At 74.6% G+C, this 12,779-nt stretch carries 14 protein-coding genes and 1 pseudogene; 10 read left to right on the top strand and 5 right to left on the bottom strand.

All coding sequences use genetic code 11. The features are described from left to right. The first annotated feature begins 10 nt into the window (after positions 1–10). From O7613_RS29470 to O7613_RS29480, 3 genes are all read left to right on the top strand, one after another. Positions 11–877: a PHP domain-containing protein gene (locus tag O7613_RS29470; RefSeq protein WP_282291133.1), complete on the top strand. Its 867-nt coding sequence runs from the start codon at positions 11–13 to the stop codon at positions 875–877. Positions 878–908: 31 nt separating this feature from the next. Next, positions 909–1,520: a MarC family protein gene (locus tag O7613_RS29475; RefSeq protein ID WP_281585083.1), complete on the top strand. Its 612-nt coding sequence runs from the start codon at positions 909–911 to the stop codon at positions 1,518–1,520. A 134-nt stretch (positions 1,521–1,654) separates the two neighbouring features. Then, positions 1,655–2,488: a PD-(D/E)XK nuclease family protein gene (locus O7613_RS29480; protein WP_282294645.1), complete on the top strand. Its 834-nt coding sequence runs from the start codon at positions 1,655–1,657 to the stop codon at positions 2,486–2,488. A 7-nt stretch (positions 2,489–2,495) separates the two neighbouring features. Here the strand turns inward: O7613_RS29480 and O7613_RS29485 are convergent, their stop codons facing one another. Next, positions 2,496–3,347: an oxygenase MpaB family protein gene (locus tag O7613_RS29485; protein WP_282291135.1), complete on the bottom strand. Its 852-nt coding sequence runs from the start codon at positions 3,345–3,347 to the stop codon at positions 2,496–2,498. Positions 3,348–3,498: 151 nt separating this feature from the next. On the opposite strand from O7613_RS29485, the gene O7613_RS29490 reads away from it, so the two are divergent. Next, positions 3,499–3,981, top strand: coding sequence for a DUF2231 domain-containing protein (locus O7613_RS29490; protein WP_282291137.1), 483 nt, complete (start codon positions 3,499–3,501; stop codon positions 3,979–3,981). Positions 3,982–4,014: 33 nt separating this feature from the next. Here the strand turns inward: O7613_RS29490 and O7613_RS29495 are convergent, their stop codons facing one another. Beyond that, positions 4,015–4,776: a hypothetical protein gene (locus tag O7613_RS29495; protein WP_281585080.1), complete on the bottom strand. Its 762-nt coding sequence runs from the start codon at positions 4,774–4,776 to the stop codon at positions 4,015–4,017. Positions 4,777–5,011: 235 nt separating this feature from the next. Here O7613_RS29495 and O7613_RS29500 point away from each other — a divergent pair, with 235 nt between their 5' ends. Beyond that, entirely contained in the window at positions 5,012–5,185 is a 174-nt protein-coding gene (locus O7613_RS29500) for a hypothetical protein (protein ID WP_281585079.1), read from the top strand. Between the two features lie 141 nt (positions 5,186–5,326). Here the strand turns inward: O7613_RS29500 and O7613_RS29505 are convergent, their stop codons facing one another. Further along, positions 5,327–5,803, bottom strand: a complete 477-nt coding sequence (locus O7613_RS29505) for a flagellar biosynthesis protein FlgA (RefSeq protein WP_281585078.1) — start codon at positions 5,801–5,803, stop codon at positions 5,327–5,329. Between the two features lie 494 nt (positions 5,804–6,297). On the opposite strand from O7613_RS29505, the gene O7613_RS29510 reads away from it, so the two are divergent. Beyond that, the gene (locus O7613_RS29510) at positions 6,298–6,594 is read left to right on the top strand and encodes a hypothetical protein (protein WP_282291141.1); all 297 of its coding nucleotides are present in this window, start codon (positions 6,298–6,300) and stop codon (positions 6,592–6,594) included. A 14-nt stretch (positions 6,595–6,608) separates the two neighbouring features. On the opposite strand, the pseudogene O7613_RS29515 reads toward O7613_RS29510, so the two are convergent. Together O7613_RS29515 and O7613_RS29520 are read right to left on the bottom strand one after the other, a co-directional pair. Continuing rightward, positions 6,609–6,815: pseudogene (locus O7613_RS29515) on the bottom strand (FmdB family zinc ribbon protein); the annotation flags it as partial. Continuing rightward, a complete protein-coding gene (locus tag O7613_RS29520; RefSeq protein ID WP_282291142.1) occupies positions 6,812–7,459 on the bottom strand; it encodes a 5-formyltetrahydrofolate cyclo-ligase in 648 nt (215 codons plus the stop codon). The pseudogene O7613_RS29515 and the gene O7613_RS29520, both read right to left, overlap by 4 nt. An 83-nt stretch (positions 7,460–7,542) precedes the next feature. Here O7613_RS29520 and O7613_RS29525 point away from each other — a divergent pair, with 83 nt between their 5' ends. The 4 genes from O7613_RS29525 to O7613_RS29540 all read left to right on the top strand — a co-directional run bounded on the left by O7613_RS29525 (position 7,543) and on the right by O7613_RS29540 (position 12,732). Continuing rightward, positions 7,543–9,729: a diguanylate cyclase gene (locus O7613_RS29525; protein WP_282291144.1), complete on the top strand. Its 2,187-nt coding sequence runs from the start codon at positions 7,543–7,545 to the stop codon at positions 9,727–9,729. A 9-nt stretch (positions 9,730–9,738) separates the two neighbouring features. Then, positions 9,739–10,728, top strand: a complete 990-nt coding sequence (locus tag O7613_RS29530) for a UTP--glucose-1-phosphate uridylyltransferase (RefSeq protein ID WP_282291145.1) — start codon at positions 9,739–9,741, stop codon at positions 10,726–10,728. Beyond that, positions 10,725–12,038: a gephyrin-like molybdotransferase Glp gene (glp, locus tag O7613_RS29535; RefSeq protein WP_281585073.1), complete on the top strand. Its 1,314-nt coding sequence runs from the start codon at positions 10,725–10,727 to the stop codon at positions 12,036–12,038. Before O7613_RS29530 ends, glp begins: the two co-directional genes overlap by 4 nt. A gap of 85 nt (positions 12,039–12,123) precedes the next feature. Beyond that, positions 12,124–12,732, top strand: a complete 609-nt coding sequence (locus O7613_RS29540; protein WP_281585072.1) for a GNAT family protein — start codon at positions 12,124–12,126, stop codon at positions 12,730–12,732. The last annotated feature ends 47 nt before the right edge of the window (positions 12,733–12,779 follow it).

Below are 12,779 nucleotides of genomic sequence, written 5' to 3' on the forward strand. Positions count from 1 at the left end.
CGTCGCTCAGGTGAGCGTTCCCGCCCGCATCGACCTGCACACCCACTCCACCGCGAGCGACGGCACGCTCGACCCGGCCGAGCTGGTCCGGGCCGCCGCCGACGCCGGGCTCGACGTGGTGGCGGTCACCGACCACGACACGACGGCGGGCTGGGCCGCCGCCGTCGCCGCCCGCCCACCCGGTCTCACCCTGATCCGCGGCGCCGAGCTGTCCTGCCGCTGGTTCGGCGTCGAGCCGGCGATCCCGCTGCACCTGCTGGCGTACCTCTTCGACCCGGACGAGCCGGAACTGGTCGCGGAGCTGGCCCGGGTCCGGCGGGCCCGCGAGGAACGCGGCGAGCGGATCGTCCGGCTGCTCCAGGCCGACGGCATCCCGGTGAGCTGGTCGGAGATCCTGGCCGGGGCGGCCGGCGGGACGGTCGGTCGCCCGCACATCGCGCAGGCGCTGATCCGGGCCGGCCTGGTCGCCACCACCACCGAGGCGTTCGGGCCGGACTGGCTGGGGGAACGGTACCGGCTGCCCAAGGACGACATCGACGTGTTCCGCGCGGTCGCGCTGGTGCGGGCCGCCGGTGGCGTGCCGGTCTTCGCCCACCCGAGGGCCAGCCGACGCGGCCGGATCGTGCCCGACGAGTTGATCGTGGACTTGGCGGCGGCCGGGCTGGCCGGTCTGGAGGCCGACCACGAGGACCACAGCCCGGCCGAACGGGAGCACGTCCGCCGGCTCGCCGCCGACCTGGGTCTGCTGGTCACCGGCTCGTCGGACTTCCACGGCACGCACAAGGCCGTCTGTCTCGGCGCGCACACCACGGCCCCGGAGGCGTACGAGCGGATCGTCGCGCTGGGCCGCGGGGTGACCCCTGTCGCTTCAGGCTGAAGCGTGCCGGCGGCGCGGCTACCGTGTCCGCGTGGATCTCAAGCTCTTCGGCGAGGTCTTCGTGACCCTGCTGGTGATCGTCGACCCGCCCGGAATGATGCCCATCTTCCTCGCGCTCACCGGGCCGCTGCCCGCCCGCGACCGGAACCGGGCCGCCTGGCAGGCCGTGGCGCTGGCGCTCGGGGTCATCGTGATCTTCGCGGTGGCGGGGCAGACGATCCTGGCCTACCTGCACGTCGACCTGCCCGCGTTGCAGGCCGCCGGCGGCCTGCTGCTGGTGCTCGTCGCGCTGGAACTGCTGACCGGCAAGGCGGACGACCCGAGCCAGCAGGTCACCTCCAACATCGCGCTGGTGCCGCTGGGCACCCCGCTGCTGGCCGGACCGGGCGCCATCGTGGCCACCATGCTGTTCGTGCAGCAGGCCGGCGGCGTCACCGACTACGTGGCCATCGCGCTCGCCATCGTCGCCGTGATGGTCGCCGTCTGGGTGGTGCTGCGCTTCTCCGGCGGAATCGTCAAGGTGCTCCGCCCGGGCGGCATCGAGGTGCTGACCCGGATCGCCGGCCTGCTGCTGGCCGCCATCGCGGTGCAGCTCATCGCGGACGCGATCGCCGCGTTCGTGACCGAATACCTCAACGCCTGAGTCCGTCGCGCCGGATGTCGTAGCCGGGTGGCAGGATCTCAGGCGTGCGACGACCCTCACCGACCGGACGACCCACCGGCGGCCGTGCGCCCCGGCCCCGCGCCGAGCAGGCCGAGCAGCTCGGTTTCGAGGGCATGCCGGAACGGCTCTTCGTCTGCACACCCAGCAAGCTCGGCGCCTACGCCGACTGCCCCCGGCGCTACCGCTACGCCTACGTGGACCGCCCCGCCCCGCCGAAAGGGCCGCCGTGGGCGCACAACTCGCTCGGCGCCAGCGTCCACACCGCGCTGAAGAACTGGTATGCGCTGGCGCCCGACCGTCGCCGCCCCGAGGCGCTCGTCGGCCTGCTCAAGGGCACCTGGGTTCGCGAGGGCTACCGCGACGACGAGCAGGAGCGCGACGCCTTCCGGCGGGCGCTGGCCTGGCTGGAGTCCTACGTGGCGGGGCTCGACCCGGCCGACGAGCCGATCGGCGTGGAGCGGGTCGTCGCCGTGAAGACCGGCGTGCTGGCCTTCAACGGCCGCACCGACCGGATCGACTCCCGCCCCGGCCCGGACGGCCGACCCGAGCTGGTCATCGTCGACTACAAGACCGGCCGCACCGGGCTCGACGCCGACGACGCCCGCGGTTCGCAGGCGCTCGCGCTCTACGCGTACGCGGCGGAGCGGGTGTTCCGGCGGCCGTGCCGCCGGGTCGAGCTGCACCACCTGCCGAGCGGCACGGTCGCCGCGCACGAGCACACCCCGGAGTCGCTGCACCGGCAGCTCACCCGCGCGGAGGACACCGCCGGCGACATCATGGCCGCCGAGCGGGCGGTGGCCGGCGGCGCCGACCCCGACGAGGCGTTCCCCACCGAGCCGGGGCCGCGCTGCGGCTGGTGCGACTACCGGCGCACCTGCCCGACCGGCGCGCAGACCCCCGGAAAGGACCCCTGGTCGGCGGTCGAACGCTTCGCCGACGCCGACTGAGGATTCCTCAGGCAGCCGCGAGCCGGGCCGCCCGCTCCTTGGCCACCTGTTGCAACGGTCCCTCCCGGTAGCGGCGCGGCACCGCCGCCAGGGCCAGCCGCAACGCCCGCACACCCACCTCGGCCGACAACGCCGTGGTGGGCAGCCCGAGCCCGCCGTAGAGCCGCAACGCCCACGGCGGCAGCAACCCCAACGCGGCGCCGGCGACCCCCAGGTACGCCCAGCGTGGCGGGCCCAGACTCAGGCCGAGTTTCACCGGCAGGCTGAGCTTCCACGGGATCGGCGGCGCGGTCAGGAACACCGCGGTCTCGGCCGCCTCGCGGGTCATCCGCAGCTCCGGACGCACGTCCCGGTAGTACGCCCCGACCTCGGCGGCGGTGCCCGGCACGTCGCCCGGGTCCAACCCGACCAGGGTGGCCGCCCGGCGCTGCTCGGTGTAATAGCCGTCCACCTCGTCGTCGGTAAGCGCCAGCCCGGCCCGCCGCGCGGTGGTCACGAACGACTCGACCTCGGTGACGTGCACCCAGCGCAGCAGGTCCGGCTCGTCGACCCGGAACACCTCGCCGGTGAGCGGGTCGGTGGCACGCAACCGGGCGTGCAGCGCACGCAGCCGCCGCCCGGCCGCCTCCGCCTCGGCGGTGGTGCCGTAGATCGTCGTCGCCACGTAGCCCGCCGTCCGGACCAGCCGGCCCCAGGCGTCGGCCCGGTAGTTGCTGTTCTGCGCCACCCCCGCCATCGCGCGCGGGTGCAACGCCTGCAGGTAGAGCGAACGCAGGCCGGCGACGATCAGGATCGGTTCCTCGTGCACCTTCCACGTGACCGATCCCGGTCCGAACAGGCCGAGGTCGTCGGTGTCCACCGGTCAAGAGTGCCACGCCGGGCGTGCCTGCCCGGACCGGCTCGGGGCCGCTGGCGTGAACCGGTGAGGTACTTGGTGCGTAGGTGTCGATGTGCGAACGTGCCTCGGCGTACGCTGACCGCGCGAATCCGTCCACTCGCCGGAGGTGTCGGTGTTCAGGGAAGTCAACGGTCTCCCGGGCCACGTCCTGGTCATTCACGCGGTGGTGGTGCTGGTGCCGCTGTTGGCGCTGGTCACCGTGGCGTACGGGGCGTTTCCCCGCTGGCGCCCCCGGCTGGACTGGGCGGTGGTGGCGCTCGCCGTGGTCACGCCGATCCTGGCCTGGGTGGCGACCGAGTCCGGCGAGGAGCTGGAGGAGGCGCTGGAGTCGCGGGGCTACCCGCCGGAGGGGCTGGCGAAGATCCACGAGCATTCCGAGTACGGGGAGACCCTGCTCTGGTTCACGCTCGGGCTCGCGGTCGTGGCGCTGCTGCTGGTGCTGAGCACCAAGGGTTTCGCCCGCCTCCAGAGCCTGCCCCGCTGGGTGCCCCTGGCGCTCACCGCCGTGGCGGCCGTCCTCGCCGTGTTCGCGATCATCTACGTCTACCTGACCGGCGACAGCGGGGCCAAGATGGTGTGGGACGGCATCGTCTGAGTCACCGGCCTTTCGGCCGCCGGCCGGGCCGGCTTAGAACAGCAGCCGGGAGCACAGCAGGCACGTCAGCAGCACCAGTACCACGCCGACGACCGCGCCGATGCCGTAGGTGAGCTGCTGGGCACGTTGCTCCGAGCGGTCCATGGCGACCATGTCCTGCGCCGGGAGCTGCCGGGGCGGTGGCACCCGCACGTGCACCGGCGGTCGCCAGCCGGGTGGCGGCGGCGTGCTCGGCGGCGGCCCGGTGTACGCGCTGGCGTGTCCCGGCGGGGCGTGGTGTGCGGTCGGACCGGCGTGTCCCGGCGGCCCGGTGTACGCGCTGGCGTGTCCGGGCGGGGCGTGGTGTGCGGGCGGGCCGGGGTGTCCGGGAGGGCCTCCGGGTCCTGGGGTCCAGGGTGGGCCGGGGTTGCCCGGTGGACCGGGCCATTGGCCGGCGGTGGCGGTCCAGCCGCCGGCCGGGGTCGCCGCGTCCGGCCTGGCCCAGGGGCTCTCCATGGCTCCCTCGCGCGACCACGGACTGGCGGCCTCGCTCGTCGCGCCGGCCCCGTCGGGCGTGCCCGGATCGGGCACCTGCTGACCGGCCGCGCCGTCCGGATCGTGGTGCTCGCGGTGGTTGCCGTCGGCCGGGGGCGCGTCCGCGCCGATCGTCGTCTCCGGCGTGGGCGCGTCCTCCTGGGGCTGGCTCGTCGCGGCGGGCCGGCTGTCATCGGGCCGGTCCACGGCCGGTGCCCCGTCCGGCTGCTCGGGGCGTCGCCAGGTCTCGTCGTCGGGGTTGCCACCGCTCGGCGTCGTCACGCCGACCGACGCTACCAACGGCTCGCCCGGTCGGCTGCCCGACGCGGCGAGCGGCAATTCACCCACGGCATCACGTGCGCAGGCCCTGGCCGCCTGGCACGGCCATCTCAGGGCACGGCCCTCTCATGGTGGGGCCCGCTACCGCTGTCGGACCGGGTGAGACGCCAGCCGGCGTCTCGAGTCGTGGACCGCGGCGGGTCGAGGCGGTCGGTCGGCGGCGGTATCGTTGCTCCCCGTGACCGACCCCGGCATCCGGGTCCCGCGCGACGACGACCGCGTGGTCGACCTCAGCGAAGACTTCGTCGTGCTGCCCGAGCAGACCACCGACGACACCGACCGCGGCTGGGGTGAGCGCCCCGGCGGCAACGACGACTGGCTGCTCGGCGAGCGCCCGCCGCACTGGGACTGAGGACGAGCGACCGCCGCGCCCTGGGGAGCGAGGACGAGCGACCGCCGCACCGGGAGCAAGATCGAGCGCCCGCCGCACTGGGAGCGAGAACGAGCGACCGCCGGCCGCTGGCCGTCATCGACTCGGGGGAGAGAGCCGGCGTCAGCCGCGTACCACCACGGCGAAGCGACTGCCCTCAGGCAGGCCGACCGCGCGTCGGGCCTGCTCCGGTGGGAGCGCCAGATAGAGCGCCGAGGAGCCGTCGACCACCCCGTTGGCCCCCACCACATCGAGCACCAACGCGCGCGGTGCGAGCAGGGTGGGATCGCGCGATCCGCCGGCCGGCACGACCAGCAGGTCGACCCGGGCACCCGGGCGTAGCACCGCGAGGGCAGCCGGCTCGGCCAACCGGATCGGCACGCCGACCGCCCCGGCGGGCAGCGTCAGGGCTCCGTCCGGCCGTGGCTCGGCGGGCGTCGGGAGGGCGGCCGGAAGCGGCCTGGGCGGGCAGCCGGCCGGCGTCTGCAGCACTGCGGCGGCCAGCCCCAGCAGCACCGCGACAAGCGTCACCCGCAGCAGCGTGCGGCCCCGGGGGACGCGCCAGCGCACCGGCCGCAACGTCACCTCTGCATCCGCCACCGCTGCCTCCCCTCCGCCGGCTCCACCGTCGGCGACTCGCCATCCCGTCAGCAGGCTAGGCGCGCCCCGCCCCGCCGCGTCGCCCGTCGCCTCCCCCCTGTGGATAACCCCGTCGTCCTGTGGACAACGGCGCAGTCCAGGCACCCCCTCCCGCCCCAACTCACCCGGCTCACCCCGACTCACCCAGGTCCACCCCGGTCCACCCCGAGCAGGGTGGACCGGTCGACAACGCCGTCGTCGAGGTAACCGTGCCGGAGCTGCCGTCACGCACTACGACGTTCCACTCATGGGCCGGCTGAGGCACGACTGGAGCGTTGTGGGTGTCTCCGGCCCTTTGACGCACCCGTGGCGTTCCACTCGTGGGCTGGGTGGGGCACGACTGGAACGTCATGGGTGTCTCCGGCGATCATGAAGTTAATTGCGACGAAAACGGACGAGTCGTGCCGCCAACTTCATGATCAAAGGAGGGGATGGGGCGGGGTGAGAGTGCGACAGTGGCCGGCCCCGAAGGGGTCGGCCACTGTCGGAAAGCGTGCGGTCAGGAGGAGCTGGACGCCGCCGGCGACTTGCTCGCCGAACCCGAACCCGAACCCGAACCCGAGGACCCCGAACCCGACGACCCGGTCCCCGAGGACCCCGAACCCGAGGACCCCGAACCCGAGGACCCGGAGCCCGACGAGGAGTCGGACGAGGATGAGGATGAGGAGGAAGTCGAGGACTCCGACTTCCCCGCCTTGCCGCCGGCGCCGGCGCCGTTCTCGGATCCGGACGAACGGGAGTCCGTGCGATAGAAGCCGGAGCCCTTGAACACGATGCCTACCGAGTTGAAGAGCTTGCGCAGCCGCCCCTCACACGCCGGGCACTCGGTCAGTGGCGCGTCCGAGAAGGACTGCACCGCCTCGAGCTGGTGGCCGCACGCGGTGCAGGCGTACTGGTACGTGGGCACGTTCTCCTCCGGATCTGGCACGGCCGGTCTGGCACTCGTGGTCTTCGAGTGCCAATGGTGCGTCATGGCACCCGGATTCGTCCAGCGGAAGCGCCCGGTCCCACACCCGGTACCGCCGCCAGCCCGCCCCGGGGCGTGATCACGCAGTGCACCGGCCGGTCGTGCGGGCCGGCCGGAACCGTCGGGACCAGCTCGCCGTCGTGCAGGAGCGCCACCGTCGGCACGGTGGCGGGCACCCGGGCCAGCGCCCGGTCGTAGGAGCCGCCGCCCCGGCCCAGCCGGACGCCCCGGTGGTCCACCGCCAGCGCCGGCACCACCACCAGGTCCGCCCCGGCCACGGCGGCCCGGCCGCACGTCGGGCCGGTCGGCTCGCGCAGCCCTCGGCCGGCGGCGCGCAGCGACTCCGGGCCGGTGTAGGCGGCCCAGTCCAGGTCGAGGTCGTCCCGGAGCACCGGCAGCAGCAACTCGGCGTCGGCCGGCAGCGCGGCCCGGAGCACCTCGGGCAGGTCGGGCCCGCCGGGTTCCGAGGCGACCGGTACGTACGCCGTCATCCGGGTCGGGCGCATCCGGCGTACCAGGGAAATCAGCTCGGCCTGCACGGACGCCGCGGCTTCGGCCCGGCGCGTCGCGGACAGCGATCGGCGGGCGGCGAGCAGCGCGACGCGCAGCTCCCGTTTCGCCTCGTGCACCTCATCCGAAAAATCCGGCACGCAACACTCCTGACGCAACGCTTGCCTAGCGGTCGCTCTGTGTCAGCATCGCACCAAGGGGCGCGGTACTTCCGGGGGCAAGCTTGACGCTACGCGGGCGGTTGACGATGGCCTTCCTCGTGGTGGTCCTCGGCCCCGTCCTGCTCGGCGCGTTCTTCGTCGGCACCACACTGAGCGCGGTCGACCGTGGTCGCGCCACCGAGCGGCTGGGGCTGGCCGCGGCCGGCGTGCGTACCTCGGTCGACGCGCTCTGCCAGCAACTGCGCGCGGCGGCCGACGCGGTCGCTCTCGTCGCGGACCCGGCCGCCCGGTCGCGTGCCGCCGACCAGGTGGTCGGCCGCGGCCTGGCCGCCGCCGTCGTGATCGCCGACGCCACCGGCCGGAGAAGCTACGCCACCGCCGGCGGCCCGGCCGGCCCCTGGCAGGACTGCGCCGGCGTCCCGGCCGGCCCGGTGGGCGCGCTCGCCGTCCAGGTCCGGCTCCGCGACCCGGCCGGCGCCGACCTCGGCGCGGTCGCCGCCGCGCAGCCCGTCGACCGGGCCTTCGTGGCGCGGCTCGCGGCCGTGACCGGCGTCGAGGTCACCCTCCTCGACGACCCCGGGCGAGCCACGACCGAAAATCAGGGGGTACGCGCGGCGGTGCTGGCCGCCGCCCGCGAGGTCACCGGGGATCGGGTGGCCGGGACCGGCGACGGGCGGTACGTGCGCCGGGTCGGGCCGTCCTCGGGGCAGCCGCTGCCGCTCGTGCTCTCGGTGCGCGGCGACCGCCCGCCCGGCCTGTACGGCGCGCTGGTGGCCGCCGTCGCGCTGGCCGCGCTGCTGGCCGTGCTGGCGGCCGGGCGGCTGGCCCGGGTGACCACCCGACCGTTGATCGAGCTGGCCGGCGCGGTGGACCGGGTGGCGCACGGCGACCTGACCGCGCGGGTGCCGGTGCGCAGCCGGGACGAGATCGGCCGGCTGGCCGGCGCGTTCAACCGGATGACCCGGGAGACCAGCAGTTACGTGGCGGCGTTGACAAGCAGCCGGGACCAGCTCCGCAACCATCTGGTGGTGCTCGGCGACACGCTCGCGAGCACGCACGACCTGCAACGGATCCTGCGGGTGATCCTGGACAGCGCGCTCGCCGGCACCGGCGCCCGGGCCGGCGCGGTGTTGCTGCTCGACGGCCACGGGGTGCTCGTCGGCCAGTGCGTGGAGGGGCTGACCGGGCGCTGGCCGACCGACGACCCGGCCGACCCGGCGACGCTGCGGGTGCCGGTCGGCGCCGGCGTGGTCGGGGCGGTGGCCGCCACCGGGGAGCCGCTGCGTGGCCGGTGGGCGCCGCCGGACGCGCCGACCGGGGAGCCGTCCTGCGAGACGTACGTGGCGGTGCCGTTCGCCGCGCCCGGCGTGGCCGACCCGCGTGGGGCGGACCGTCCCGGCCATCCGCCGGCCGACAGCGACCCCACCGCCGGCCCGCCCAGCGCGGCGCTCGGCGTACTGGCCCTCTACGACCGGCTCGGCGGGCACGAGTTCGACGACGACGACCTGGTCACGCTGCGGACCTTCGCCGGCCACGCGGCGGTGGCGGTGGAGAACGTCCGGGTGCACGAGGAGGCACAACGGCTCTCCCTGACCGACCCGCTCACCGGGCTGTGGAACTACCGCTACCTGCGCGAGTCGATCCGGCGGGAGGTGGAGCGGGCGAACCGGTTCGGCCGGATGCTCAGCGTGCTCGCCCTCGACCTGGACCGGTTCAAGGAGGTCAACGACACGTGGGGGCACGCCGCCGGGGACGCCGTGCTCGTCGAGTTCGCCCGCCGGGTACGCGGCGTGATCCGCGAGGTGGACCTGGCGTTCCGGCACGGCGGCGAGGAGTTCGTGGTGCTGCTGCCGGAGACCGACGCGCGGGGCGCCACGATCGTCGCCGAGCGGATCGGCGCGGTGGTACGGGACCAGCCGGTGTCCGTCGACGGGCACGACGCCGAGCCGCTGCGGGTGCCGGTGACGGTGTCCATCGGCATCGCCGTCTATCCGGACCACGCCGGCGGCGGCCAGCAGGTGCTCGACGCGGCCGATGACGCGCTCTACGCGGCCAAGGCCGCCGGGCGGGACAGCCACCGGCTGGCGCCCGCCCCCGATCCGGTGCGCACGCAGGAGATTCCGGTGGCCGCCACCACGGTCAGCCCGCCCGACGGGCTGCCCCGGGCCGGCGCGGCGGAGCAGGCGGGCGCCGCGCCGGGCGGCGCGTCTTCCGGTCCTCAGCCGCCGCGGCAGAGCCGTGGCCGATAGTCTCGCGGCATGTCGGAGCACTCAGCGAACCCCTCAGCGACCCCTGGTCGCTCCCGCGCGGTCAAGGCCGTCATCCCGGCCGCCGGCCTGGCCACCCGGTTCCTGCCGGCCACCAAGGCGGTCCCCAAGGAGCTGCTGCCGGTCGTCGACCGGCCGGTCCTCCAGTACATCGTCGAGGAGGCCACCCAGGCCGGCATCACCGACGTACTGCTGATCACCGGGCGGGGCAAGACCTCGATGGTCGACCACTTCGACCGGCGGCCCGACCTGGAGGAACGGCTCGCCAAGAAGCCCGATCTGCTGGCCGCGGTCAAGCGCACCGAGGAACTGGCCGCGATCTACACCTGCCGCCAGCCGGAGCAGCTCGGCCTCGGCCACGCCGTCGGGTTCGCCGAGTCGCACGTCGGCGACGCGCCCTTCGCGGTGCTGCTCGGCGACGAGTTCGTCAAGCCGTCCGAGCCGCTGCTGCCGGCCATGCTGGAGCTGCAGGCCCGCACCGGCGGCGTGGTGCTCGCGTTCTTCGAGGTCGACCCGGCCGAGACCAGCCGCTACGGCATCGCTTCGGTCGAGCCGGCCGAGTCGGAGTACGCCGACGTCGCCGAGGTCGTCAAGGTCACCGGCATGGTGGAGAAGCCCAGCCCGGAGGACGCGCCGAGCAACCTGGCCGTCCTCGGCCGGTACGTGCTCCCGGGGCGGATCTTCGACGCGATCCGGCGCACCCAGCCGGGCAGCGGCGGCGAGATCCAGCTCACCGACGCGATGGAGCTGCTGCGCACCGAGGGGGTGCCGGTGCACGCGATCGTCTACCGGGGCACCCGCTACGACACCGGCATGCCGCTCGGCTATCTCCAGACCGTGGTCCAGATCGCGTCCGAGCGGGAGGACCTGGGCGCCGAGTTCCGCAAGTGGCTTGCCGAGTTCGTCAACAACGGCGACGAGACCGTCACCGACGCGGTCCTGAACGGCCTGCGCGACGCGTCCGGCGGTGCCAATACATGACCGCGACGGCCGACGCCGAGGCGGCCGCGAACGAGTTGACGCCGCTCGCCGACTACCTGGGCAGCGTGCTGCGCAGGTTACGGGCGCTGCCTCCGCTCGACCTCGACCTGACCCAGGCGTACGGCAACGTGCTCGCCGAGGACGTGGTCGCCCCGCACTCGTTCCCCGCCTTCGACCAGGCGGCGGTGGACGGGTACGCCGCGCGCTGGGAGGACATCTCCGGAGGGAGCCGGGGGCCGGGATACGTCCCGGCCCCCTCCGGTATGCCCGGCGGGCGCAGCATCCGGCTCAACGTCGTCGGTGACCTGGGCGCGGCGAGCTGGCGGCCGGTCCGGCTCACCCCCGGCGCCTGCTTCTCGGTGGCGGCGGGCGCGCCACTGCCGCTCGGCGCGGACGTGGTGGTCCCGGTGGAGTGGACCGACCAGGGCATGGCCGCGGTGGAGATCTTCCGCGCCCCCCGACGCGGGTACGGCCTGCGCCGAGCCGGCGAGGAACTGGTCGCCGGCACGCTGCTCGCGCGCGCCGGTGCGTACGTCTCGCCGGCTTTGGTCGCGGTGTTCGCCGCCACCGGCATCGGACACGTGGTGGTGCGACCCAGCCCCCGGGTGGTGATCGTGGCCACCGGCGACGAACTCGTCGACGTGGGCCGGGGCAGCCAGCCCGGTCAGGTGGTGGACACCAACTCGCACGCGTTGACCGCGGCGGCGGCCGAGGCGGGCGCGCTCGCGTACCGGGTCGGGATCTGCGACGACGACCCGGAGGCGCTGCGCGGCCTGCTGGAGGACCAGACGCTGCGGGCCGACCTGATCATCACCACCGGCGGCACCGGCACCGGCCCGGGCGACATGGTCCGCCGGATCCTGTCCCGCCGCGACGGCGGCCGGGCCGGGCCGGTCACCTTCACCGAGGTGGCCCTCTATCCCGGAACCGCGCTCGGGTTCGGTACGGTCGGCGCCGAGGAGGTGCCGGTGGTGTGTCTTCCCGGTGAGCCCGGCGCGGCGCTGATCGGCTTCGAGGTGCTGGCCCGCCCGGCCATCCAACTGCTCGCCGGCGCCGAGCCCGTGTTCCGGCCCAGCGTCCGCGCGCACCTGCTGGAGACCGTGTCGTCGCCGGTGGGGCTGCGCGAGTTCCGCCCCGCGCACGTAGCCGAGCGGCGCGGCGGCGGCTACACCGTGCAGCCGCTGGCCGGCGGCCCGTACACGCTCTCCGGCCTGGCCGAGGCGAACGGCCTGCTGGTGCTCGGTGAGCGGGTCACCACGGCCGCGGCGGGCTCCACCGTGGATGTGCTGTTGTTGGACCGGCGCCGGTGAGCGCGAGGAGTGCAGCGAAGCGGAGCCCCGCAGTCGCGAACGGTTCGGTTCGGTGAGGTTTCGGCGGGCGCCGGGGTGGCCGGCGGTGCTTGTGGATGGTCCGGTGGTGCTGCGTCCCTACCGGCGTTCCGACGCGGTGGAGTGGTCGACGATCCGGCGCGCGAACCGGGACTGGCTCGCCCCGTGGGAGTCCCATGTGCCCGGCGGTTGGGACGAGACGAACTCGCCGGCCGCGTTCCGCCTGGTCCACGCCGACCAGCGGAAGTCTGCGCGGACCGGCGACGGGATGCCGTTCGCGGTCTGCCTGCGTTCCGACGGGCAGGAGCGGCTTGTCGGCCACGTCAACGTGGGCAGCATCGTGCGGCGGGCGTTCTGCTCCGGCTACGTGGGGTACTGGGTGGACTCGCGGGTGGCCGGTCAGGGTGTGATCCCGACCGCTGTCGCGCTCGCCGTGGACCACGCGTTCGGCCCCGGTGGGCTGCACCGGATCGAGGTGAACATCCGGCCGGAGAACGTCCCGTCCCGGCGCGTGGTGGAGAAGCTGGGCTTCCGCGAGGAGGCCTACCACGTGCGGTACATGCACATCGACGGCGCCTGGCGGGACCACATCGGATACGCGATGACCAGCGAGGAAGTGGCCGCCGAGGGCGGGCTGCTGGCCCGATGGCACCGCGTACGTGACAACCGGCGCTGAGCCGTTCGGCCCGTGACCGCCCGGCGCGGCGCACGGTGAACCCGGTC

This window comes from Micromonospora sp. WMMD975, from assembly GCF_029581215.1.
GTDB lineage: Bacteria > Actinomycetota > Actinomycetes > Mycobacteriales > Micromonosporaceae > Micromonospora.